At 34.6% G+C, this 25,429-nt stretch carries 28 protein-coding genes; 19 read left to right on the top strand and 9 right to left on the bottom strand.

What is annotated here, in order from left to right; all coding sequences use genetic code 11:
• Positions 1–9 precede the first annotated feature (9 nt).
• The 18 genes from AC4IFE_RS03925 (at position 10) to AC4IFE_RS03840 (ending at position 17,101) form a co-directional block, all read left to right on the top strand.
• Positions 10–1,095, top strand: a complete 1,086-nt coding sequence (locus AC4IFE_RS03925) for a DegT/DnrJ/EryC1/StrS family aminotransferase (protein ID WP_490755064.1) — start codon at positions 10–12, stop codon at positions 1,093–1,095.
• 1 nt (position 1,096) lies between these two features.
• Positions 1,097–1,798, top strand: coding sequence for a WbqC family protein (locus AC4IFE_RS03920; protein WP_490755063.1), 702 nt, complete (start codon positions 1,097–1,099; stop codon positions 1,796–1,798).
• Complete coding sequence (locus AC4IFE_RS03915) at positions 1,795–2,196, top strand: GNAT family N-acetyltransferase (protein WP_490755062.1); 402 nt, start codon at positions 1,795–1,797, stop codon at positions 2,194–2,196. The genes AC4IFE_RS03920 and AC4IFE_RS03915 overlap by 4 nt, the downstream gene beginning before the upstream one ends.
• Complete coding sequence (locus tag AC4IFE_RS03910) at positions 2,193–3,107, top strand: glycosyltransferase family 2 protein (RefSeq protein WP_490755060.1); 915 nt, start codon at positions 2,193–2,195, stop codon at positions 3,105–3,107. Before AC4IFE_RS03915 ends, AC4IFE_RS03910 begins: the two co-directional genes overlap by 4 nt.
• Before the next feature lie 3 nt (positions 3,108–3,110).
• Positions 3,111–3,707: an acyltransferase gene (locus tag AC4IFE_RS03905; protein ID WP_490755059.1), complete on the top strand. Its 597-nt coding sequence runs from the start codon at positions 3,111–3,113 to the stop codon at positions 3,705–3,707.
• Complete coding sequence (locus tag AC4IFE_RS03900; protein WP_490755057.1) at positions 3,704–4,888, top strand: glycosyltransferase family 4 protein; 1,185 nt, start codon at positions 3,704–3,706, stop codon at positions 4,886–4,888. Before AC4IFE_RS03905 ends, AC4IFE_RS03900 begins: the two co-directional genes overlap by 4 nt.
• A gap of 2 nt (positions 4,889–4,890) precedes the next feature.
• Positions 4,891–5,763 (top strand): glycosyltransferase, encoded by an 873-nt coding sequence (locus tag AC4IFE_RS03895; protein ID WP_490755056.1) that lies wholly within the window; start codon positions 4,891–4,893, stop codon positions 5,761–5,763.
• A 27-nt stretch (positions 5,764–5,790) separates the two neighbouring features.
• The gene (locus tag AC4IFE_RS03890; protein ID WP_490755054.1) at positions 5,791–6,459 is read left to right on the top strand and encodes an NAD-dependent epimerase/dehydratase family protein; all 669 of its coding nucleotides are present in this window, start codon (positions 5,791–5,793) and stop codon (positions 6,457–6,459) included.
• Positions 6,460–6,470: 11 nt separating this feature from the next.
• Positions 6,471–7,421, top strand: coding sequence for a glycosyltransferase family 2 protein (locus tag AC4IFE_RS03885; RefSeq protein WP_490755053.1), 951 nt, complete (start codon positions 6,471–6,473; stop codon positions 7,419–7,421).
• Positions 7,422–7,431: 10 nt separating this feature from the next.
• Positions 7,432–8,220, top strand: coding sequence for a glycosyltransferase family 2 protein (locus AC4IFE_RS03880; protein ID WP_490755051.1), 789 nt, complete (start codon positions 7,432–7,434; stop codon positions 8,218–8,220).
• 6 nt (positions 8,221–8,226) lie between these two features.
• Entirely contained in the window at positions 8,227–9,189 is a 963-nt protein-coding gene (locus AC4IFE_RS03875; RefSeq protein ID WP_490755050.1) for a glycosyltransferase family protein, read from the top strand.
• A gap of 2 nt (positions 9,190–9,191) precedes the next feature.
• On the top strand, positions 9,192–10,325 hold the full coding sequence (locus AC4IFE_RS03870) for a hypothetical protein (protein WP_490755048.1): 1,134 nt from the start codon (positions 9,192–9,194) through the stop codon (positions 10,323–10,325).
• A gap of 270 nt (positions 10,326–10,595) precedes the next feature.
• On the top strand, positions 10,596–11,363 hold the full coding sequence (locus tag AC4IFE_RS03865) for a class I SAM-dependent methyltransferase (protein WP_490755047.1): 768 nt from the start codon (positions 10,596–10,598) through the stop codon (positions 11,361–11,363).
• On the top strand, positions 11,357–12,271 hold the full coding sequence (locus tag AC4IFE_RS03860) for a glycosyltransferase family 2 protein (protein ID WP_490755045.1): 915 nt from the start codon (positions 11,357–11,359) through the stop codon (positions 12,269–12,271). Before AC4IFE_RS03865 ends, AC4IFE_RS03860 begins: the two co-directional genes overlap by 7 nt.
• A 3-nt stretch (positions 12,272–12,274) precedes the next feature.
• On the top strand, positions 12,275–14,077 hold the full coding sequence (asnB, locus tag AC4IFE_RS03855) for an asparagine synthase (glutamine-hydrolyzing) (protein ID WP_490755043.1): 1,803 nt from the start codon (positions 12,275–12,277) through the stop codon (positions 14,075–14,077).
• 2 nt (positions 14,078–14,079) lie between these two features.
• Positions 14,080–15,228: a glycosyltransferase family 4 protein gene (locus AC4IFE_RS03850; RefSeq protein WP_490755041.1), complete on the top strand. Its 1,149-nt coding sequence runs from the start codon at positions 14,080–14,082 to the stop codon at positions 15,226–15,228.
• On the top strand, positions 15,225–16,160 hold the full coding sequence (locus tag AC4IFE_RS03845) for a glycosyltransferase family 2 protein (RefSeq protein WP_490755039.1): 936 nt from the start codon (positions 15,225–15,227) through the stop codon (positions 16,158–16,160). The genes AC4IFE_RS03850 and AC4IFE_RS03845 overlap by 4 nt, the downstream gene beginning before the upstream one ends.
• 2 nt (positions 16,161–16,162) lie before the next feature.
• Positions 16,163–17,101, top strand: coding sequence for a glycosyltransferase family 2 protein (locus AC4IFE_RS03840; protein ID WP_490755038.1), 939 nt, complete (start codon positions 16,163–16,165; stop codon positions 17,099–17,101).
• Here AC4IFE_RS03840 and AC4IFE_RS03835 read toward each other — a convergent pair.
• The 9 genes from AC4IFE_RS03835 to AC4IFE_RS03795 all read right to left on the bottom strand — a co-directional run bounded on the left by AC4IFE_RS03835 (position 17,093) and on the right by AC4IFE_RS03795 (position 24,777).
• Complete coding sequence (locus AC4IFE_RS03835) at positions 17,093–18,019, bottom strand: SGNH/GDSL hydrolase family protein (protein ID WP_490755036.1); 927 nt, start codon at positions 18,017–18,019, stop codon at positions 17,093–17,095. The genes AC4IFE_RS03840 and AC4IFE_RS03835 overlap by 9 nt on opposite strands.
• A 6-nt stretch (positions 18,020–18,025) precedes the next feature.
• Positions 18,026–19,054, bottom strand: coding sequence for an MBOAT family O-acyltransferase (locus AC4IFE_RS03830; protein WP_490755035.1), 1,029 nt, complete (start codon positions 19,052–19,054; stop codon positions 18,026–18,028).
• 392 nt (positions 19,055–19,446) lie between these two features.
• The gene (locus AC4IFE_RS03825; protein ID WP_490755033.1) at positions 19,447–19,824 is read right to left on the bottom strand and encodes a VOC family protein; all 378 of its coding nucleotides are present in this window, start codon (positions 19,822–19,824) and stop codon (positions 19,447–19,449) included.
• Positions 19,824–20,063, bottom strand: coding sequence for an acyl carrier protein (locus AC4IFE_RS03820; RefSeq protein WP_490755032.1), 240 nt, complete (start codon positions 20,061–20,063; stop codon positions 19,824–19,826). The genes AC4IFE_RS03825 and AC4IFE_RS03820 overlap by 1 nt, the downstream gene beginning before the upstream one ends.
• Before the next feature lie 5 nt (positions 20,064–20,068).
• Complete coding sequence (locus tag AC4IFE_RS03815; protein ID WP_490755030.1) at positions 20,069–20,977, bottom strand: class I SAM-dependent methyltransferase; 909 nt, start codon at positions 20,975–20,977, stop codon at positions 20,069–20,071.
• Complete coding sequence (locus AC4IFE_RS03810; RefSeq protein ID WP_490755028.1) at positions 20,974–22,701, bottom strand: HAD-IIIC family phosphatase; 1,728 nt, start codon at positions 22,699–22,701, stop codon at positions 20,974–20,976. The genes AC4IFE_RS03815 and AC4IFE_RS03810 overlap by 4 nt, the downstream gene beginning before the upstream one ends.
• Positions 22,702–22,710: 9 nt before the next feature.
• Positions 22,711–22,851 carry a hypothetical protein gene (locus tag AC4IFE_RS03805; RefSeq protein WP_490755027.1) on the bottom strand — a complete coding sequence of 47 codons (141 nt, stop codon included), beginning with the start codon at positions 22,849–22,851 and terminating at the stop codon, positions 22,711–22,713.
• Positions 22,852–22,880: 29 nt separating this feature from the next.
• Positions 22,881–23,909: an acyltransferase family protein gene (locus tag AC4IFE_RS03800; RefSeq protein WP_490755025.1), complete on the bottom strand. Its 1,029-nt coding sequence runs from the start codon at positions 23,907–23,909 to the stop codon at positions 22,881–22,883.
• A 97-nt stretch (positions 23,910–24,006) separates the two neighbouring features.
• Complete coding sequence (locus AC4IFE_RS03795) at positions 24,007–24,777, bottom strand: class I SAM-dependent methyltransferase (RefSeq protein ID WP_490755023.1); 771 nt, start codon at positions 24,775–24,777, stop codon at positions 24,007–24,009.
• 105 nt (positions 24,778–24,882) lie between these two features.
• Between AC4IFE_RS03795 and AC4IFE_RS03790 the strand changes: the two genes are divergently transcribed.
• A complete protein-coding gene (locus AC4IFE_RS03790) occupies positions 24,883–25,425 on the top strand; it encodes an acyltransferase (protein WP_490755021.1) in 543 nt (180 codons plus the stop codon).
• The last annotated feature ends 4 nt before the right edge of the window (positions 25,426–25,429 follow it).

Genomic DNA, 25,429 nt, shown 5'->3' with positions numbered 1-25,429 from the left:
AATTTATTTATGATTCCCGTAACACAACCCTTTCTTCCACCTCAGGAAGAATATGAAAAATATATAGACGGTATCTGGAAAAGAAACTGGCTTACCAATATGGGTCCGCTAGCCAGTCAGCTTGAAATGGAGCTTAAAGATCATTTAAAACTCAATCATGTGCTGTTTGTAACCAACGGAACTGTTGCCATCCAGATGGCAATAAAAGCATTGGGAATTTCAGGTGAAGTAATTACTACTCCGTTTTCTTTTATTGCAACCACCAGTTCAATTGTTTGGGAAGGATGTACCCCTGTTTTTGTTGATATAGATGCCAAAAGCTTATGTATAGATCCTAAAAAAATTGAGGATGCCATCACGGAAAAAACCAGCGCAATTCTTGCCACCCATGTTTATGGAAATCCATGTGATGTGGAAGCAATAGACACCATTGCAAAGAAACATAATCTAAAAGTAATCTATGATGCAGCGCATGCTTTCGGAGTAGAAATAAACGGCAGATCTGTTTTCGAATACGGAGATATCTCCACCTGCTCCCTGCATGCTACAAAACTTTACCATAGTATTGAGGGAGGTTTATTGATAACAAAAGACCCTGAATTACTGAAAAAACTGGCTTACATCAGAAACTTCGGGATTTCAGGCTTTGATTCATTCTCTGAATTGGGTCTTAATGGTAAAAACTCAGAATTTCATGCCGCAATGGGGCTTGTTAATCTAAAATACATTTCTCAGATACACGAAAAAAGAAAAGCACTCGCAGAACTTTATGATGAAAAACTTAAAAATTTACATGCTGTAAAACCTCTCTGGCATTCAAAAGCTAATGATAATCATTCCTATTATCCTGTTGTTTTGGAAAGTGAAGAACTATTACTGAAATTAAAAAAGGAGATGGATAAACAGGAAATTTTTACAAGAAGATATTTTTATCCAAGCTTAGCTTCCGCATTGCCCTATTTGCCAAAACTGGAACTTCCCATTACTGAAGATATTGCCAAAAGAGTTTTATGTCTTCCGTTTTATTACGATCTTACATTTGAAGAGGTTGAGCTTATCGCAAGGTTAATGTTAAGAATTCAAAACAACGATTAGTATGAAAATAGCTGTAATGCAGCCCTATTTTATGCCTTATATAGGATATTTTCAACTTATAAATGCTGTTGATAAGTTCGTTATTTACGATGATGTAAATTATATAAAACAAGGTTGGATTAATCGAAATAATATTCTTCTTAACGGAAAAAGTCATTTATTTTCTATCCCTTTGAAAGATGCAAGTTCATTTAAAAAAATTAATGAAATAGAAATTAATCAGACTCTTTTTGTTAAATGGAAAGAAAAATTTTTCAAAACACTTGAACTGGCTTATAAAAAAGCCCCAAATTATGGTATTATCATTCCAATTTTAAAAAAAACTTTTGATCATCACACTACAATAAGCGAGCTAATTTATCTGAGTCTTGTAGAAATATGTAATTACCTGGGTATTACTACAAAAATTGAAAAAACATCCGAAATCTATCATAATGTAGAACTATCCAGAGAAGAAAGACTTATTGATATTTGTAAAAAAGAAAATGCAGGAACTTATATCAATCCGATTGGCGGGCAGGAATTGTATACTAAAGATTATTTTAAAAACCATGACATCAGTTTACTTTTCATAAAGACAGCCAAAATTGATTATCAACAATTTAATCATGATTTTGTACCTTGGTTATCAATAATTGATATTTTAATGTTTAATTCAACCGAAGAAATTTCTTCCATGCTAAACCAATATGAATTATTATGATAAAGGATGAAATTAAAAATATAATCTTATTAATTGAATCTGTAAATAGCAGAATAGATAACGCAGATGAATATGTAAATAAAATTTCCAGCTATTCTACAATAATTCCATTTATTGAAGAAGGCAAATTACAGGGTTTTATTTCCTATTACAATAACGATCCCGACAAAGAAAATGCATTTTTAACACTGATTGCTATTCATCCTGATTTTCAAGGAAAAGGTTTAGGGAAAAAATTATTGTCATTTTCAATTGCAGATTTAGAACAAAAGAAATTTAAAAATTATTCTTTGGAAGTTTTAAAGGACAATATAGCAGCAATTGCATTATATGAAAACTTCGGTTTTAAAATAAAAGAAGACAGAGACTTAATATGGTTAATGAACTTAGAGCTATGAAGCCAAAAGTAAGCGTTATTATGATTACTTATGGTCATGAAAAATATATTCAGGAGGCCATAAACGGAATATTTCTACAAAAAACCGATTTTTTGGTAGAACTTATTATTGCTAATGACAAATCACCGGATTCTTCTGATAAAATTATTACAGAAGTCATAAAAACATGCCCTCCGAATATATCGGTAAAATATATTCTCAACGAAAACAATATGGGCGCAAATGCTAATTATCTCAACGCCTATTCAAAAACTGAGGGAGAATATATTGCATCCTGTGAAGGAGATGATTTTTGGACCGATCCTTTAAAATTACAAAAACAGGTTGATTTTTTAGAAAATAATTCTGATTACAGTCTTACATTTCACAAAATCAAAGAACTTACTAACAGAAAAGAAAAATTTACACATATCAATCCTGATGAGGAAAAAACATATACCATCGGTGACCTTTCAAAAGAGAATTTTATCATAACTGTTTCAGTAGTCTTCAAAAAAAATATAGAAATACTACCGGACTGGTTGCAATATTCTCCTATTGGAGATTACCCGTTGCATCTGCTGAATGCCTCACATGGTCTTATAAAATATTTCCCTGATGAAATGGCAGTTTACAGAGTAGGAAGCGGAATGTGGAGCACTCAAAATACAACAGATCAAATTGTCAATACAATGTTCTCTTTAAGATTTTTATTACAACATTTTAAAAATAATAAAGAAGTTTTTGATAACCTTAAACTGCAATATACTAATTTTCAAAAAGCACTTGTAAGACCTTTTGATGAAAGAAAGTTATTGGAAACAAAAATTAAAGATTATAACTACCTTGAAAGTATAACATCTTTTAGTTGTCTTTTAAAAATGGCTAAGATTAAAATTGTTAAGAAGTTAAAAAATAGAAATTCGAATTAACCGATGTTCCAAAAAATAAAAAATTATCTGCATAAAAAAATCTTCAAGATTGTTAAAGATTTTGAAGTACTTGAAGAGAAAAAAAGCTGGTGGCGATTTATCTCGAAACCGAATATTAATATTCACCATACTTTTGCTCCTCAAGATGTAAATATATTTAAAGGAAATGAAGGAGAATTTGGAAATATCATTATTGGTGAAACTTTTTTTGTGAGAGATTACTGTAATATTACAGTTCTTCCGGGAGCAACTCTCAGCATTGGAAAAGGAGTTTTTTTCAACAATTATTCTTCCATTAATTGTCTGGACAGTATAACTATTGGTGATAACTCTATTTTTGGAGAAGGTGTAAAAATATACGATCACAATCATAAATACGGATTTGTCCCTGATTTTTCAGTCCACAAAAATGATTATACAAAAGCGCCGGTCATGATCGGTAAAAATTGCTGGATTGGCAGTAATACAGTCATTCTGAAAGGTGTGGAAATCGGAGACAATTGCATCATTGGGGCAGGATGTGTTATTCATAAATCAGTGCCCGCCAACACAATTATAAAAAACAATCAAAATTTAATCTCTGAACCTTTACAAAAATGAGTGAAACAAAAAAGATATTATTAATATCCCATGAAGCATCTTTATCAGGAGCGCCTATTCTGGTCCTAAGCTTATTAAAAAAATTAAAGCAGCAAAGAAAAGACTATACAATTGATGTCCTGTTATTAAGACCAGGTCAACTGTACGAAGATTTTGCAAAGCTTTCTGATAATAAAATTCTTGTCGCCAATCACTTCAATCAATCTTTATCTTTTGTAAACAGAAATTTTAAAAAATTTCAGACTGCCTTCTTTCCAAAACAGGAAAGCAAAGAAGAACAGATTGAAAAAGTAACAGGAAAACTTCTTCAAAACAATTATGATCTTGTTTATGCCAATACAGCAGAAACTTTGGTATGGACAATTCCGTTTTATAAGAAAAACATTCCTACTATCGTAGCCATTCATGAGCTTACTTTTGGTATTGAAAGTGCTTATTCAAAAGATTTTATTTTAAAAAATATTTCCAACGTCTCTATGATTATTGCAGGTTCAAACGCTGTGGCAGACAACCTCATCAACAGATACAATGCCGATCCGAAAAAAGTAACAGCCATTCATTCTTTTGTAGATGAAAAGTTGGAGATTCAAAAAGACAGGGAACAAATAAAAAAAGAATTAAATATTGCTGAATCCGATATAATTCTCGGTATTGCAAGTTCTCAGGAATTAAGAAAAGGAACCGATCTTGTTCCACTTTTAGTAAAAAAAATTTCAGATAAAACAGATATCAATTTTAAATTCATTAATCTGGGTGGCTCATCCAAAACAGGTCCTGTAAAATGTTCTAAAATTGATGCTGAAAAACTGGGTGTTGAAGACAAAATAATATATGTCGATCACAATAAAACACCTAACGATTACATCAATATTTTTGATATCTTTCTTTTGTTATCACGAGAAGATCCTTTTCCATTGGTAATGCTCACTGCTGCAAAACTTCAGAAGCCTATTGTTGCTTTTGAGAAAAGCGGGGGTGCTGTAGAATTTTTAGAAAACGGTCATGGAGTTCTGGCACCCTATCTTGATCTTGATACAATGGCAGATGAAATTGTAAAGCTCATGAAAGATTCTAGACTAAGAGAATCTTATGGAGAAAGTATTAATAAAAGACTAGAAAATGAATATTCCGACAAAAAACTTACCAGTAAGATTTTTACGCTAATTGATAGTTTTCTTTAATTATGATATCCATCATTATCTCATCATATCAACAAAATTACTACGAACAGCTCGTTAAAAATATTAGCGAGACAATTGGTGAGGATTTCAAGTATGAAATTATCCAAATATGGAATCCTAATACGATGAGCATTACGAAGGCATATAACCTCGGAGCCGAAAAAGCACAATTTGAAAACCTTTTGTTTCTTCACGAAGACCTTGTTTTTCACACAAAAGACTGGGGAGCAAAACTTATAAAACATTTTTCAATTCCTAATGTGGGAATTTTAGGATTGGCAGGATCTGATTATGTTCCTGCTGCACCTTGTAGCTGGACAGTAACTGAAAAGTACAACTTCATCAATATTCTTCAAGGAAACAAGGACAATCAGAAGGCTGTTTTACTCAATAGAACCCAGGCAAATATTAATCCGGTATTTGCGGTAGACGGAGTATTTCTAGCTGTAAAAAAAGAAGTGTATAATCAATTTAGATTCGATGAAAATCTAACTGGATTTCACGGATATGACTTAGATTTCAGCCTGAGAGTTTCCAAAAAACGACAAAATTTCATTATTGATGATATTTTAGCAGAACATTTTTCAAAAGGAAATCCGGATAAAAAATGGTTTGATACCAATGTCCTGATAAAACAAAAACTGGGTGCTGATTTTCAGAAAAAAAAAGATCGGGACACCGAAAAAAAAGTTTTCATGTCTTTCCTGCATGGATATTTCATATACTATCCGGTTACTATCAATAATATCATATTCACATTACGGTTCTTTCCAATGAAAAGCCTTATTTTTAGAGATTATTTATTCATCGCAAAAAAATATGTGGGCTACATTAAATACTCATCGCAAATAAATAAAAAACATAAAGGAGTATAAATACTCACCTCAAAAAAACATACATAAATGATTATAGGAAACGGACTTATTGCTAATTCATTAAGAAATATCGATTCAAAGGATCATCTGTTCTTTGCTTCCGGTGTTTCAAACTCCCTCGAAACCAAAAATTCTGAATTTGAAAGAGAATTCAGCCTTCTGAAAAACACTTTGGAAAAACACAATCAAAGCAAATTCATCTATTTTTCAACATTAAGTATACATGACCAGTCCAAGCAGGACAGTCCTTATATCTTACATAAGCTTAAAATGGAGGATTATATCAAAGATAATTCCCGGAACTATCTTATTCTCCGGATTGGAAATATCGTAGGGAAAGGAGGAAACCCAAATACATTGTTCAACTATTTAAAGGCTCAGATTACCCACGATCATAAATTTAACGTTCATAGCCATGCCAGAAGACTGCTGATTGATATGGATGATATCAATAAATTTTTAGTGGAAATCTGCCCTTCTATACAGAATAAAACCATCAGCTATGCTTTTCCGTACTATTATAATTTACAGGAAATCATAGGTGCCATTGAAAAAAAAGTAAATAAAAAAGCTGTTTACGATACTATAAACGAAGGAGATTTCTATCAGGTTTCCTTTGAAGAAAATGTCAATCAGTTCTTCTCTGGTATCAACCCTGAAGATTATATAAAATCTTTGGTCAATAAGTATATATAAGCTACAAAAAGATGAAGATCTATTTTATTATTGTTACATACAATGCCATGAAATGGGCGGAAAGATGTTTTACAAGCTTAAGGAACTCCAACATTCCCGTAAAATCAATAGTAATTGATAATGGCTCTGCCGATGGAACTCAGGAATATATTAAAAACAATTTTCCTGAAGTAGATTTCATACAGTCTTCCGAAAACTCCGGTTTCGGAAAAGCCAATAATCTGGGAATAGAAAAAGCCTATAAAGAAGGAGCTGATTTTGTATATCTTATGAATCAGGATGCCTGGATTTTCCCTGACAGTGTAGAACAATTGCTGGAAATTTACAATAATTATCCTGATCAGGAAAAAATTGGGGTTTTAAGCCCTATGCATATGGATGGTACCGGGGAAAAATTTGACCTTCATTTTGAAAACTATCTTGCCCAGGATTGTAAGAACAACAGATTCCTTTCCGATGTTTTCTTTCGTGAAGCAAAGCCCTTTTATGAAATAAAGTTTGTGAACGCCGCTCATTGGTTTATTCCCAGAAAAGTGCTGGAAAAGGTTGGCGGCTTTAATCCTTACTTCTTTCATGGTGCCGAAGATTACGATTACATCAACAGAATTACTTATTTTGGGTTAAAAGTCATTGTTTGTCCGAAAAGTAAAGTGGTGCACGATGCAAAAGTCCAGGATTACCAGAAAGAGGTAATTAAAGATCCTGCTGAAGTATTGGCAAGAAAAAGACTTTCCATGCAGATGCAAAGGGAAACAAGATATATGGATCCTAATTTCGATTATAATATCAGCCGGGAGAAAAAAGCTTTTTTAACCACCCTTATGAAAATGGGAATCCAGAGAAATATCAGCGAATATAAATTTTACCTGGAACAGTACAGATTTTTTTCAAAAAGATTTGGTGAGATTGAAGCTTACAGAAAACTATCCATGAGTGGTAACCATCCTTATTTAAATATTTAAAGCATTTAAAATGGATAAGTTACCCCTAAGTATCTGCATTCTTTCCTGGAAAAGTGCTGCCAATCTGAAAAACACCCTAAGATCATACAAAAAGTATGGTCTCCTGGATATGGTGGATGATATTACGATTCTGTTTCAGGAAGTACAGGATGATGATAAAAAAACAGCAGAAAAATACAAGATCAAATATATCGGCTTAAAGGAAAATGTAGGAATAGGAAAAGGCATGAAAATGCTCGCTGAAAATGCATCTGCCCAAAACATCCTTTTCCTGGAACATGACTGGGAGCTGATTGAGAAGCAAAACACTCTGTTTTTCCAGCTTAAGGCCGGATTAGAACTCTTAAATAGCGGGTTTGATGTGGTACGCTACCGAAGCAGAAAAAAACCCGGCCATCCCCTGATATCTATCAGGCATAAAGGTCAGGAACTGGACTATTATGACGACTGGCACGAATGCACCTCCCCTCACCTGCTGGAATCCCTGCACTGGCTAGATCCGGCGGTAGAATTCCCCGATAAAATACAGAAACAAGGAACCTTTTTTGTAACCACATCGCGGTGGGCAAACTGGACGAATAATCCTTATCTGGTCCGAAAAAGCTTCCTTCTTGAAAAAATTCTGCCTTTCGCCGGGGAGTCCGTTTCGCTGGAAAGAAATATTGCTTCATGGTGGGTAAAACAGGGCTTTAAAATAGCACAGGGCGAAGGACTTTTCACTCATAAGGACCTTGTAAAATATCCGAAGAAGAACATACTCCGGAAAATACTTAATAAATTAAAAGATAAATTAAAATAAACACGAATGAGAATCCTTTTCCATGAGAACGAACTCAATTACAGAGGAACTTCCATCGCATTATATGACTACGCAGATTTCAACGAAAGATATCTGGGAAATGAATCTATCATCGTATATAATAAAACCCTGCCTACCAACCATCCGCTTGGAATTGAAAAATTTGAAAAAAGATTTCAGGTATTCAATTATTCGGATTTCAAAGAAGTGGATACCATTATAAAGAATAACAATATTGATTTGTTTTACGCCATTAAAAATGGTTTTTATGATGATATAGAGACCAAAGAATGTAAAACAGCCGTTCACAGTGTTTTTAAATATTTTGAACCTCACGGGGATATTTATGCTTATGTATCACAATGGCTTAGCGAAGAAATGACACAGGGTAAATCTCCGTTTGTTCCCCATATGGTCAATTTTGAAAACGAAACCCATGAAGATCTGAGAGCTGAACTTCATATTCCTAAAAATGCCAAAGTATTCGGGTATTACGGTGGAGAACAAAGCTTCAATATAGGTTTTGTGCAGAAGACCGTGGAAAAGATTGCCTCCAGATACAAAGACATTTATTTTATCTTCATGGGCGTTGATCCGTTTGTGAAAAAAAGATGGTGGAAATCTGTCCCTGCCAATATTAAATTTTTACCTCCAAGCTCGGATGTGCTGACAAAGCTTAAATTCATCAATACATGTAATGCTTTACTTCACGCCCGTGAAAGAGGTGAAACATTCGGGATCACTGTTGCGGAGTTTGCCATCAAGGGAAAACCTGTCATCACTTTTGCGGATTCTCCTGAAAAAGCCCATATCAATCATCTGGAAAATCAGGCTTATTATTATAAAGATGCAGATGAACTTAAAAATATACTTCTGGATTCGGATTTAAGATTGTCTGCCAAGGAATTATATGAAAAATTCTTACCTAATCCGGTGATGGACAAATTTAAAAAGGTATTTATTGATTAAATATGAAATCAAAGATCATCAATCACCTCATCGGGATCATATTTCTTATCTATTACTGTATCTGTATACAGAATACTTATTTGCAGATCGTTACGTATAAAAATGGTTGGTATTTAGGCGAATGGATTATCAATTACCAGGATGGCGGCTTCAAAAGAAGAGGCCTGTTCGGCAGCATATTCATATTCCTGAATGAGGTTATCCACATTCATATTGAGTATCTCGTATTCTCATTCCTCTTTATCATCTATACCGTATTTTTTTTCCTATTGGCAAAACTGTTCCGGAAAAATAACAACAGCCTGATAACAATAGCTATCCTGCTACTACCCTCGGCGTTCGGCATGCTTCTAAAAGACCCGACCATTGCCGCGAAAAAGGATATTTTTTTCATGCTGATGTATCTTTTATACTTCATCTCCCTGAAATCAAAAATTATGATCAATGATCTTGTCATCACTGTATTGATTATAGTTTCTATCCTGAATCATGAAGCTTCTTTCTTTTATTTGCCATTTGTAGCATTCACTTATTTTATTAAAAATGAAGGTACTGCAATGGGCAAGCTTAAGAAAATCTTCATTTTTCAGATAATTCCTGCCGTCCTTACAATGGGTATTCTCTACAAATTCGGCATGGATATAAAAACGGATAACTCTATCCGGTTTTTAAAAGAACACAGTCTTGAGCTCGGACAACTGGGAATCTATGAGTATGACCCTGATTTTGATATCCTCAATTTTTATGCAGAACATCTTTACGGCTATCAAATGTATATCGTCAGCTTATTAATCAGCATATTGACTTTTGGAATTTATTATAGATTTAACAAGCTTAATATTAATTATGCGTTCATTATAATACAGGCCCTTTTTTTAATACCTTTATTTTTTATAGCATACGATTGGGGAAGATGGATCAACATCCTTTTCTCTTTATTAACCATATACATTGCCGGTGAAAAAACTCTGGCAAGCAATACAAAAAAAGATATAGTAGCTCTTATATTAATTGCATTTAATTTTTTATGGAGTATGATGGTCCTGCATCAGGGTTTTGTAACGTTCCCTGCTCTTGACTCTTTAATAAAACGGGCATATTACTTTATCTTTTATAAAATCCAGAAAGTTTTTTAGTTATAAAAAACTGGCAATTAGAAATATAGGCAAGCAAATTTTCCAAATCTGTCGTAAATTTGCCTGTCTGAAATCAAAAATTTGAGTAAAACACCGGATGATTATATTTATATTGAAAGTAACGACTACCCTTTCAGCCAAAAGAATTCGTACCTTTAAAATTTGTAAACCATCCTGAACAATATAAAATAATAAAAAACAGACAGATTTACTTTATACATTCCCTCTCAATTAAAAAATAAAAAATACACACAATTAAACACTAAAATTATGAAAATACCTGGAGTAAATGCTATCAGATATCAATTAAGAAAATTAGAACTAGCCAACAAATACCTTAATAATAAATATCACATTCATGCTAAGCAAAAGTTTGTTGAAGAAATCGAAAAAACTCCTTTAAGAACTGATATTATCCGTTTTCTTTTGGAACAATTTACTACACCGACAGTCTATTTGGAAATAGGTGTAAGAAATCCTAATGACAACTTTAATAAGATTTCTGCTAAAGAAAAATACAGCGTTGACCCCGGATATGAAAACTCTGAAAACAATGTAGATTTTAAAGTCACCAGTGATGAGTTTTTTGAAATGCTGAAAACCGGAAAAGCCCTTAGAAGTGATATAAAATTTGATGTTATTTTCATTGATGGCTCTCACCTTGCAGAACAGGTGGAAAAAGACATACAGAACTCTTTAGATTATCTTAAAGAAGATGGATTTATTGTGATGCACGACTGTAATCCTCCTACGGAATTTCATGCGTCAGAAAATTATGATTATCTTTTGTCCCCAGCTTCAACCCTTTGGAACGGTACAACATGGAAAGCGTTTGTTAAAAACAGAAAAAGAGAAGATATTTATTCCTGCTGCGTTGATACAGACTGGGGTATTGGGGTTATTTCAAGAAAAGTAAATTTTGGGCCTTCCAATAAAATTGAAAACACTTTTTTTGAATATCATACTTTTGACAAGTATAGAAAAGAAAGCCTGAATTTAGTTTCTTTTGATACATTTAAGTCGTTTTTTATATGTTAGCAGTTATAGTTCCTTATTACAAAAAAAAGTTTTTTTCTGAAACACTGAAATCTATTGAAGCACAAACCGATAAAAGATTTAATGTATATATAGGAAATGATGCTAGTCCGGAAGATCCGGAAGATCTTATCAATGAAATATTAAAAAATACCCATTATAAATATTTTCCATACAAAGAAAATCTGGGTGGCAAAAACCTGGCTTTACAGTGGGAAAGAGTCATTGATGAGGCCAAACTTGAGGAGTGGATCATGATACTGGGAGACGATGATATATTGGAGAATAATGTAGTGGAAATATTTTATAAAAATCTGAAAAAAATTCAGGAAAATAAAATTTCTTTAGTAAAATTTTCCCAATATCTGATAGATGAAAATGGATCTCAGACAAGAAATCCTACTCATATGGAAAATATCGTTTCTTCAAAAGATTTTTTGGTCAAAAAAATAAGCAATCGGTTTCCCAATAGCCTGTCAGAAAATATTTTCAGTAAAAAAATATACCAGAAATATAGGTTTAAAAAATTTCCTTTAGCATGGCATTCCGATGATCTGGCTATCCTTGAATTTTCAGATCTGAAAGATTTCTTATTCATAGACGATGCAAAAGTAGGAGTAAGAATTTCAGCTGACAGCATTTCCGGAATGGACAACTCTACAAGAGATAAGCAACTGGCAACTTACTTATTTTGTGAATATATTATTAAAAATTATGCCCAGATATTCCCTGAAAATTTCATTGAATTACTGTTAAAGAAATACCGTGAGATTATATGGAGAAACGGTTTTGATATTAATTTAAATTTCAGTAAAATTTATATTAATCAAAGAAATTTTTTCAGAGCGATCTATGCCATTAAAATAAAATATGATTTACAAAAAAGAATCAAAAAAATAAATAAATTATAAGTTATGTGCGGAATAGCCGGAATTATAACCCATAATGCCAGAAACTATCAAAATGAAATTCAATGGATGACGGATGCCATCGCATATCGTGGTCCGGATTCTTCACATCATGAATTTTATGACAATGCAGCTTTAGGCCATCGCCGGCTTTCAATTATAGATCTGTCTGAAAATGGTAAACAGCCCATGTTTTCCAGCACAAAAAAAGAATGCATCGTGCTGAATGGTGAAATTTATGGCTATCAGGCTATAAAAGATCAGTATTCCGATTATTCTTATCGCGGAAGTTCAGATACTGAAGTGGTGCTTGCCATGTATCAGAAAAAAGATAAAAACCTGATCCATGATCTTCCCGGAATGTTCGCTTTTGCAATTTGGGATGAAGAAAAGCAGGAACTTTTCTGTGCAAGAGACCGTTTCGGAGAAAAGCCGTTCTATTATGCTTTCGGAAAAAACGGTGAATTTATTTTTGCTTCCGAAATTAAAGCCATTCTTGCATCAGGATTAATAAAACCTGAGATTGATAAAGCGCAGATCGCCTATTACTTAAAAAACGGCTACATTCATCCTCATAAAACGATTTATAAAAACATTTTCAATCTTAAACCTGCCCATAGCCTGATCTATAAAGAAGGAAAATTAGATATAAAGCCTTACTGGACCATTCCTGCTGAAACTTCCAAACTGAGCATGGATGAGAGCATTGAAAAATTTAAATACCTTTTGGATAACGCTATCAAAAAACAAATGGTAGCCGATGTTCCCGTAGGTTCTTTTCTGTCAGGAGGCCTGGATTCCAGTACCATTGTTGCTGTTGCCTCAAAATATAAAGAAAACATAAAAACGTTGGTGTATGGTTACGAAAGCGGAGATCTGAACGAGATGCCCTATGCACAGGCTATTGCAGATAAATATAAAACAGACCACCATATTCTTTTAGACAAAAAACAGAAGATCTCCGAAACTTTGCAGGAAGTTTACTCTTATATGGATGAGCCGTTAATGGATTCTTCCCTGCTCCCTACCCATCTTATTTTCAAAGAAGCTGCAAAAGATCTGAAGGTAATTCTTTCAGGGGATGTAGGGGATGAACTTTTTGGAGGCTATACTTTTTATAAATACAACATCAACCTTTCCCAAAAAGGTTTTTATCCGGATTATCTTTCAAAGATGATTCTTTTAGCCGGCAAATTCAGGGATATGGGTTCCGAAAGGCGCATAAGAGCAGAATATCGCGACACGATAGATTATCATCAGAATAAGGTACGGAATTACTTTACCGTTTCTGAAATCAGACAACTGGGAATTGCCGAGGAAATTCCAGGACAGGACTTCAGCTTTAAGCCTACTAATAATGATTTCAATGATCTGATGAGGATCGATCTGGAAAAGTATGTCCCAGCCAATATGCTGCTGAAAGGTGACAGGACTTCTATGTATAATTCTGTAGAGGTGAGAATCCCTTTCTTGGATATTGATTTTGCAGAATTCTGTATTCAGATGCCATGGCAATACAAAGTCAATTCTTCAGAAGATAAAATTATATTGAGAAAAGCCTACTCACAGGCATGGACAGAGGAAATCGCAAAACGCCACAAGAACGGTTTCGGAGCTTCCGTAAAAGAATGGTTTAAAGAACCTGAACTTGAGAACTTAAGCCGGGAGCTTCTTGAAAATAAAAACAGCTACATCTTTGAGTTTTTAGACTTTGACGAAGTTCAGAAGAAGCTTAACAGGCATCATCAGCACTGGAACTTACTGATTTTAGCACTTTGGTTTCAGAACAATAAAAATCATTTACAGTAATTATGAAAATAGGACTGACGCAAAATTATTATCCCGTCAAAAGAAATATTTTAAATAAAGTTTCAGAATGTGAATATGTTTTTTTGAGAAAGAATAATAATCTTTTTCATTCATTGTCTACATTAAAGAAAGTTATACTTAGGAAGAAAATGGATATTGAGGGGAAGTATTTCTTTTACCAGAAACCTAAGATCGATATCCTTCATCTTTATAATGAAATCAATTATTCTTCCCAGAAATGGGTAGCTTCTTTTGAGACGCTTGTTCCGAGGTTTCCTGAAACTAAAAATGATCACCAGAAGACTGAACCTCAGCATATCCGCAATAAAAAAACGGAAAACGCACTCAGACAGATTGGTAAAAAAAACTGTATGGGGATTATTTCAATTTCCCAGGCTTCTGCCAACATTCAGCTGGAACTTCTGAAAAATTATCCTGATTTTCAGGAAATGATACAATCCAAACTTTCTGTGATTCATCCTTCTCAGGAGATTATTCCGAGAGATTCGCAGAAGATTTACCAGAATATTGAGACCTTCAACCTCGTGTTTGTAGGAAACCAGTTCCATTTAAAAGGAGGGGTTGAAATGATAGAAGTTCTTAAGAAATTAAGGCAAAAATACAGTTTCAGACTCATCCTCATTTCGTCCTTTAAAACAGATCATTATGTAACCAAAGTTACTGAAAAAGAAGCTTTGGAAACCAAAGAAATGTTGAAAAAAGAGGAATGGATTGAGATCTATGAAGATATCCCCAACGAAAAGGTATTAGAACTTATTAAGCAGTCTCATATCGGTCTTTTACCCACCTGGTCGGATACCTATGGATTTTCTGTTCTGGAGATGCAGGCAGCAGGTGTTCCTGTGATTACGACGGACATCCGGGCGTTGCCGGAGATCAATGATGAACGCTACGGCTGGCTTATTCATCTTCCTCAGAATCGTTTGAAACAGGCACTTTATTTCACAGCAGAACAGCGGGAGGAACTGAAAAAAACACTAAAAACCCAGCTTGAAAATATCCTTGAAGATATTTTTACCCATCCTGAACAGCTGCCTGAAAAGTCAGCAAACTCCCTGGAAAGAATCAAAAAGAACCATGATCCCGCCATTGTTAGTGAAAAATTAAAAGCCATATACAGCAAGGCATGAATATCTCTGTAATTATACCGGTTTACAATGCATCCGAGTTTTTAGAGAAAGCGGTGGATTCTGCTTTACAGTTTGAAGAAGTAAAAGAAATTGTATTGGTTGAGGATAAATCTACCGACAATTCGTTAGAAGTCTGCCAAAAACTGATTGTAAAAGATCCAAGGATTAAATTATACCAACACCCGGACAAAGGCAATCATGGCGCTGGAGCCACAAGAAATTTAGGCCTTGTAAAAGCGGAATGTGAGTTTATATCTTTTCTGGATGCTGATGATTATTATCTTCCCAACCGTTTTGATGCCGAAAAAGAAGCTTTTAAAGAACAAAAAACTGAAGGTGTTTTTGGAGCTATCGGCGTAGAATATTTATCTGAAAAAGGCAGAAAAGAGTTTCAGGATAAGTTTAAAGATATTTCATTGACCACAGTTAATTTTCCTGCGGAAGGTGAAAGTGTTTTGAAGGGATTATTAGGGCTGACTTCTCAAGTCTTTGGAACATTCTTTCATCTGAATACACTTACTCTCAGAAAATCAGTGCTGGTGAAGAACAACCTGCGCTTCAACGAAAATCTTCGTGTACATCAGGATTCCGATTTTATCATTAAACTGGCCTATCACTGCTATTTAAAATCAGGCATTATAGATAAAGCTATTGCGATAAGAGGGGTTCATGATAATAACAGGATTACAAAAATTATAAGATATTCACCGCAATATAATCAGAGACAGTTTCTTTTATGGAAATCCTTATATGACTGGTCAGATGTCAATCCACTGCCTTCAGACTGTAAAAAAAAGATTTATTTAACTTATAAATCTTTTGATTTATCCTTAAAAACAGGATTAAATAAATATTTTTGTATCTTATTAGAGGTAATCAAAAACCCTCAAATATTAAAAACACAATATCGTTTTACGTATCTTAACCGATAATAATGAAAATATCCGTAATCATTCCCGTTTATAATGCCGAAGAATATGTCTCGCAGGCTGTAGAATCAGCTCTTCAGTTCGAAGAAGTATATGAAGTTGTTTTAGTTGAAGATAAGTCTCCGGATAATGCCCTGCAGGTTTGCCGGGAACTCGCTGCAAAATATGACAGGATTAAGCTTTATCAGCACCCTGACAAAGGAAATCACGGCGCGGGAGCTTCCAGAAATTTAGGAATGGAAAAAGCGACAGGAGATTTTATCGCATTTCTTGATGCAGACGATTATTATTTGCCCAACAGATTTGATGCGGAAAGAGAACTTTTTAAAAATCCTGATGTAGAAGGCGTTTATGGGGCAATCGGGGTAAAATATTATTCGGAGAAGGCCAGAGAACAGTATTATCCTATTTATAAAGATAAACTGGATACAGTCTATAAAAAAACCAATCCTGAAGATGTTTATCAGGGGCTGATAAGTTTACGCGGAACTTTCGGACTTATCCATTTAGATACTTTAACTCTAAGGAAATCCTCTTTGTCTAAAATGGACAGGTTTTTCGAAACCTCCCTCCGGCTCCACCAGGACTCGGAGATTGTGATCAGGTTCGCTTATTATCTTAAGCTCTATACGGGTATTAATGATAAAGCGATTGCCTTAAGAGGTGTACATGAGAATAACAGGATCACCAAAGTAGATTCAGGGAAAATAAATCCTGCAAAAACACGTGTTATGCTTTGGAGAGAATTAAATAAATGGGCTGAAAATGAGAAAACCGTTCCACAGAATGTAAAACTTCATATCAACAGAATGCTTCGCAGTTTTGAGATCGCTGTTGCTCCTCCAATCAAAAAATGGGGAATGATCGCTAAATATCTGATTACGGATTATCCAAGTATCCGCTCGGGCCTGTTCAATATTAATTTCAGGAAGAACTTATTTTAATATTTTCTTGTCCAGAAGAATAGAATCCGCTATCTGGGCAGTAAATACTTTCCCGGACTCTTTGTACATATGATTTCCGTCTGTAAAGATATATTGATCGGATTGCTTAGAAAAATCGAAGAATTTCACTCCTTTTTTTTGAGCAATTGATTCTATTCTTTTGCTGAAATCCGGAGAATATTTGTTCTCTATTTCCATAATTCCCTTAAAACCAGGAATTCTTACAATATAAACGGTTCCTTTAGTTTTAAGGTATTCAATGATATCTTCAAATGCATCCAGTCTATACTGGGATATTTTCTGGGTCTTTACAAATTCTATATAATCCTTTACCTTCTGGGTTTGCCTTCTCCTTAAAGTATCAGGCTCTACATTTACATTAACTTCCATCCATCCGTTTTTATGCAAATACGTATTGGATCTTGCTACTGCCTCCCGGTCTCTGTAAATATTAAACCAGCTATCAGGATAATGCTTCAGAAGATATTCATAATTAGGTTTTACATCATAAAAAATCATATCTGCCAAACCGGAAGCGTTTTCTGACAAATCTTTTGCTTCTTTCACGTTTTTATCTATAGATAAGTTCCAGGGATCAACAGTAAGAATAAAAATCCCGTCCTTTGTATCAGGATTAAGCTTTTTCTTTATGGCTTCAAAATAAATCTGTCCGTAAGGGGAATCCGTAATATTCAGGGAAAAATTGTTGAATTCCCTACCTTTCAGTTTATCATCTAAAATATTGGGGTTAACAGCCTGGGAGCCTCTGGAATCTCCCATAATCATATCAGAAGGTTTCGGGCCTGTAAAGTGTAAATAATTATCATCCGTATTGCCATCTGCATACGTTCCTAAAAACAGTAAAATGGCAATAATTCCAATAATGTAAAACGATATTTTGAATAAAAATTTTTTCATACCAGGTTAGAATTGTTGATAAATAAAGCTGCTATCTCCAAAAACTCCAAAATACATAATCATAAAAATAAGGAAAATGTAAAATGCTCTTCTTACTAAAGGTTTAAATCTGCTGATCTCTAATCCATGCTCCTGATCCTTATTAATCCAGTCAATCAGAATTACAATTCCTATCAGACCTAAGATTTTAATTTTCATAAACTGCGGAACGGAGAAAAGTGAAAGACTGAAAATTTTCCCATACATTCCGAAAGCGTCTTTTAGGCTTGGAGCTACAAACAAAACCAATGCAAAGCACACTAAGGTCATTGTATAGATAATATTTCCCAATTCTCTAAATGTAGGAATGGTTTTAGACAGTTTTTTCTTTTTATTGATCTGGTTATTAACGACTAAAGGAACATAGTAGATCCCCTGCAGGCATCCATATACTATAAATGTCCAGTTGGCACCATGCCAGAAACCAATGATCACAAAATTAAGAAAAACAGCAAGCATTAAGCCTTTTTTATCATAATCACGAAAAGCAATGACAAGGGGTGTAAATACATATTCTGTAAGCCATGATGTGAGAGAAATATGCCATTTCCGCCAATAATCTGCAATATTCTGAGCAAAAAGCGGAAAAGCAAAGTTCTTGGTGGTTTTAAAGCCTAAAAGCTTTGCAAACCCGATTGCCATATCAGAGTATCCCGAAAAATCTGCATACATCTGGAATAAAAACAATATAACTCCAAAAGCTATGGTACTTCCTGAAAGGTGCTCATATCCCTGGAATATATTTTCTGTAACAGGAGAAATAGTATTAGCGACCACCAGTTTTTTAAATGCTCCCAGAAGAATTTGCCTGGCTGCATCAGAACCATTTTCCAGCGTAAAACCCCTTTCTTTTTTCAGCTGTGGAAGCAATAAGCCTCCTTTATCAATCGGGCCTGATGTCATACTCGGAAAGAAGGTAATATAGTTGAAGAATGCCACTACATCTATTTCAGCCTTCAACTTATTATTCTTTATATCAAGCAGATAGCTAACCATTCTAAATGTATAAAAGCTTATACCGAGAGGTAAAATTATATTTAGAGTCAGATTATTTTTAATTCCAAACAAATCTGTAAAGGATTGAATGAAGAAATTAAAATATTTAAAATAGAGCAGTGTACCAACGGAAAAAATCAGCCCTAAATTCAGCCAGATTTTTTTTTCCGAACTCTCACTTCTGGAAATTTTTAATCCTAAATAATAAATAATCGCTGAACTTCCGATCAAAAGTATTAATAACCTCCAATCCCAATATGCATAGAATACGTAGCTGCCTAATAATAAAAATATATTCTGGGCTTTAAGATTTTTCCGGAGAAACCAGTAGACAGCAAAAAAAACAGAGAAGAAAAGTATAAATACCAATGATGTGAACTGCATATGATAACTTATTTATTTAAAAGTTCGACAATTCCATAGGAAAGCATTAAAAAAGCAACCTTTCTGTTGTTGAAAAGTATGGCTTCTTTGGGAGGGGAAATAAGCATTCCCCCATTTTCGATAAGGTTTTCAATTGACTGGTCAATATCATCCACTTCATAACAGATATGATAGTAAGATATTCTTTTTTTCAAAAGATTCTCCACGGGTGCACCTGAAACAAGTTCTATATTCAAGCCGTCTTCTACAGTGATCATGCAAAGTTCTGCCCGTTGATTTTCATCAAAGACAACAGGAGTTTCCTCAATGATCTTATGGAGCTTTCTTATATTTTGGAGTTCTGCCTGTATGTCCTTACAGGCAACTCCTACATGATGAAATTTCATTATAGCTTTGAAGCGATAGATTCTGCCATTTCACCTACATTGTTCCAGCTCTGAATTTCGGAAGAGGTAAAACGTATGCCAAAAGCTTTTTCCACAGCTACAATTAACTGGATATGAGAAAGAGAATCCCATTCTTCAACATCATTTGCCGTAGTTTCTTCAGTTAAAGTAATTTCTTCGTTATCCAGCTCTTCACGGAAAATTTCTGATAATTTTGATAAAATTTCGTTTTTGTTCATAATATTTATATGTTTTTTATTTTTAAAAATGATGCATACATTGTGGCAACTTTCCTTTTTTCTGCTTTCTCCAGTTCTATGTCTTCACTTACAAAATACCTTTCATCAACAATTTCAAGCCCTGCCTGATGAATTAAATCTCTGATTTCCTGGATATTATTAAAGAGATAAATATGATCCATAGAAGGTGCATTGGTGGGTGTGGTAATGAAGATTGTTCCGTCCGGCTTTATCAGACTTTTGATTTTATTCAGCAGTGATAGCGGATCTTCCACATGCTCCAGCACTTCTCCCATCGTAATAAAATCTTTCTTCTCATCTTCATCTGTATAATCGAACACGTTTTTAAGGTGATAAACAACCTTTTCACTTTTAATTAAACTTTTGGTAAGTTCAAGGGAAGATTCGCTGATATCAAGTGCCTCAAACGTACAGTTTTCTCCAATTTTCTCCATCGCGGCCTCAAGATATAAGCCATGTCCTGCGCCTATTTCAAGATAGGATTTCACGGGAAGACACTGTTGGATAGTAGTTTTAAAGTATTGATATACTTCATAATGATGCTTCCATAAAAACTGTGAAAGCAATAAGCCATGCATATGGGAAACCATTACATCAGGATTATTATACATTGCCTGATTTACCTCATCAAATGACGTATTTCTGTATTTATTGGTTCTTATAAAATCCAGCATTTCATCATTAAAATCACCGATCATTTTAAGATAATAATTAATAGAATCATTAAATGTCAGATCCTTTTTCTCAAGTATTACTTTGTATTTGCTGATGAAGGCATTATAATCTTTTACGTAATTTTCATCTTCTGAGAGAGAGGCAAAATTTTTCTGGAGCTTTTTACCATGAATAGCATTTTTTGCGGAAATACTTTCAATAAGGTGTTCTATTTTCATATTTTGGTGTTTATGTAGACTTCTTTTAGCTGGTAATCGTCAACATTCAACATCCATTTATCATTCTCGTTTACAAATCCTAATCTTTCATAATGATCTTTTACCATCTGGTTTTTTGCCGTAGGAAGGTATTCTCCCACAATCTTTTTAAATCTATGCTTTTTTGCGGTTTCCACAATAGTATTGAGCGTAAAATCTTCCATTCCTCTTTTCAATACACGACAGCTCATCAGCCAGGTATCTATGAAAAGGGTTTCGGAATCTTTCTTTTCAAGCACAATTACGCAGATCAATCCATTATCGCCATATTTATCCTCCAGGGTGAAAGAAATAGTGTGGTGCTCTTCGGAATTGATCAAGCGGTCAACATCCTGTTCCGTGTATCTCACCGTTCTTAAATTAAATTGGTTGGAACGTTGTGTGAGCTGTGAAACTCTAGGTTTTGAAAAGCTGTTGAAAGATTTCACATCTGAAACCATATTCATGCTTTTCAGGAAGTCTTTCACATTGGTAAAGCTGTCCAGATCAACTGCTCGCTGTGCCTCAACCTGGTATTGTTTGGTTCGTTCCGCATCATTCTCCGAGAAGCTGGATGTTTCAAAAAGATTCAGTCCATATAAATATTCCAGATATTCTGCCGGATCTTCAGGCAATTCGGGAACGCAGACTTCAGGAAGGTTTTCACGAACGATATTTCTTTCAAACGGGTTGTCATCAAGAAACACCATGGAATCAAATCCGATATTAAGAATACTTTGGATCTTTCTGATATTATCCGCTTTATTATCCCAGTTAGCTACAAAAACAGCAATATCATCCAGTTTAAGGACCATATCCGGATGCTTTTCGAAAGGCTCTTTAGCCTTATCTTCATCATTTTTGCTGCAAACAGCGAGGATTACACCTCTTCTCTGAAGTGCCTTGATCCAGTACTGAAACTCGGTGAACGCTTTTCCTATTCCCAGACTCCCTATCTGAATCTTTTCCAGTCCATCATCGCCAATGATTCCGCCCCATGTGGTATTATCCAGATCCAGAATCAGACATTTCTTAAACTTACCTTCCAAAGAAGAAATAATACCGGTGATATGGTGGGCAACAATCGGGAGAGCATCCAGTGAAAGCACCATTTCTGTGTTCACATAGATGTTTGGAGAGAACATAAAGTCTCTTCCCCATTTATTCTGGATTGAAAGAAGATCTGCAATAAAAAAGTTATCATTCTTAATCGCCAGCTCCGCCGAAAGCAGATAATTCAGCTTATTCAACTGGAAAACGAAGGATGACTCTACCTTATTGGAAAAGTTTCCGAAAATCTGATTGTTGATCGCCGGAAAATTACAGTAAATTACCCTGCTTTTGGTTCTGTTCTGAATGGTACGGTAAAGGTCCTGAATATAGGAAATTTTGGTTTCCGCAAAAGCAGTCTGCGTATCGTAAGATTTATAATACTGGCTTAATAATTTATGAGAAGATTCAAAGATGATGGTATAATCTGCATTGAACTCATAATATTCTGAGGCAGGATCCAGGATCTGCCGGGAAATCTGTCCGAAATCAGCTTCAAAGATTTCTAGTTCAAAGCCTTCATTCATAGCAGTTCCCTTCAAAGCAACATTGAGAAACTGTGTAGCAGTGTCGCCCAGTAATGCCACCTTGATCTTTTTAAGATGAGGAATGTCTCTGCGGAGCCCTTTTTTCAGTTCTGAAAACGTTTTGTACATGGAATTCCTCTATTTTATTAAAAATATAAATGTACCGGTTCTCCATACTGCCAGTTCCATATTATTTCTTTTAAAGGCTTCCGTAACTTCCGGATCTTTGGTGTATCTGTATGCTCTACATGCTTTGGGAACATTCGTGTTTTTTTTCATTGTGTTGTTTTATTACAAAAATAAAGATTTTATCTGAGATTTAATTTTTTAAGATGACTTCTAAGTGGTTTTTCAATAAATTGATAGAACAGCATCGAGATAATGATAAGTACAGCCAGATAAATCCAGAACACACTGTTAATATCGAGTTTATAATTTTGCCATTTCAGAATTTCCCTCAGGATATACAAAATAGGAATATGGGTAATATAAACCGCATAACTCGCTTCACCCAGGTATTCCAACGGCTTTAACGCCAAAATTCTTGTCACCAGTCCGTTATTCCATGAGATTAAAAGAATAAGCGGAATAAAAAGCACTGCCATAAGCCCGTTATGATAAAAAAGAGGAACAAAGATGAGGCAAAGCATTACGGCTGCAAAGACCAGAATGACGGGAATATCATAATTTTTCTGCTTAAAATTATTCACAAAGAATAATCCGGCAAGGTTTCCCACCAAAAACTCACTTACATGCATCAGCGGGAAATAATATAGAAATTCATGACTTTCTGTATGTGGACCTTTGTAGGATGGTGAAGCTTCATAGAGGTGGGAAAATACCTGGGTAATGATCCAAAGCACAATACCTGCGACCCAGATGCTTTTATTTTTTTTGGAGTAAAAATAATTATACAGCAGTGGGAAAATCAGATAAAAAAGAAATTCCACAGAAATAGACCATCCCGGAAAATTCAGGATCATTGCCTTACCCGGAATCCAGCTCTGCAGCCCGAACAGATATAAAAAAACGTTGATAATGCTGAAATTTGAATATCTGGTTACCAGATAGAGCAGCAGTCCCACTACATACAACGGATAAATCCTTGCAAACCTGTTTTTATAATATTCTACATACCCGATTTTCTCTTTTTTATGATAAGCTATAATCATAATAAACCCCGAAAGAATAAAAAAATAACTTACTCCAACATTGGCTTTTAAAAAGATATTTGAAATATAATCTGTCTTATAAACAAACATATCTTTATTAAAATGAGAAATAACTATAGCTATAGCTGCAAGGAATCTGGTAAAGGTAATCTGGCTTATCTTCATTCACAAGAACTGTTCAACAGCTTTATAATAGAGTTAGGGATAAAAAATATTTAGAGGCTTTCAAGCACTTTCCCACCCGTCATAAAATCTCTAAAAACTACTTGACAAAAACCCCGATATACTTCCCTTCATATTCCACTACCATTGTGTCTATGTTGTTTTTTTCACAGAAATCCTGGTAGGCCGAATTGTCACCAATATCGTCACTGATGAAAACACCTCCTTTTTTCAGATGTTTATACAGCTCATCATAGGCCCACATTCTCCCGTTGTAACTTTTATCAGAATCGTAGTGAAGAACATCAAAAACTGAATTTTCAGCAAAAATTTTAGGCAGCGATTCCTTATCTGCAAAACGGAATAATTTCCAGTTTTTTTTAAGGTTTTGCGGCACCACGTAGCCAACGTACTGATCTCCATCCTGCGCCAGGTACGGCATATCGGAACTGTACAATGTTCCATCCCTTTTTGTAAGAGACAGAAGTGAGGCCAGCGATGACCATCCATATGCTACACCTGTTTCCACAACATGCTTTGCATTAGAAAATTCACATGCATAATACATCAGCTCCAAAGCTCCGGGACCGCCCATTTTTACAGGACACGCCTTTTCCTTTTGTTCTGCAGTTTTTAATATTTCTGCATAATCTTTACGAAAAGCATCTATGCCAAACCCAAACAGTTTTGAAACAGCCTCTGCCTGAGAAACAGCTTTTCCGGCAGCCCAGGAATTTGTTTTTTCCTTTCCTTTGAAGGCATTACCCCTGTTGACTGTATTTTTAATTATTTTCCGGCCCAGTTCCGGATAAAGATCGGGTCTTTTCAAATACCCTATAAATGTCTTGAGAACCCTTGTTATTTCACTCACTGTGTTGTATTTAATACCGCAAAAATAAATATTTTTTTCTCATTTATGTAAAAACAGATTATATTTGTGAAGCCCAAGTGAAATAAAAAAATTAAAAACGCCTGTATGTTCTACAATTTTCTCGAAAAAATATACAGAAGGCAGCAGCTTTCTATCCTGAAAAAAAACCCTAAGGTATTTTTTGAAAATATCAGATTGGGCGTAGGTGGGCGCTTTATCCTGGATAAGGATATAAAAAGAATGAGCATCGGAAAGTCTGTGGAATTCAGAAACTACACTTGTATCCTGATGATGAAAGATGCTAGCTTAGAAATAGGTGACCATTTTTTTATGAATAATTTTTGCTCGATCAACTGCCTTGAACATATTTCAATTGGTGAAAATACCTTGTTTGGTGAAAATGTCAGACTTTATGACCATAACCATACCTATGATACTTCTCCGGCATTTAAGCTCCATTCGTCTAAATTTACCAAAGCTCCTATAAAAATAGGCAGCAACTGCTGGCTGGGAAGTAATGTTACAGTGCTGAAAGGGGTTACAATAGGTGACAACTGCATTATCGGAGCAGGGTGTACCATATTTAAAGATGTTCCTGCCAATACGCAGGTTGTTAACAAGCAGGATTTAGTATTCAATTCCCTTTAAATTC

This window comes from Chryseobacterium sp. UF-81, from assembly GCF_058245105.1.
Note: the sequence above shows the minus strand (reverse complement) of the source record. Positions and strands in the feature narration are given on the sequence as shown.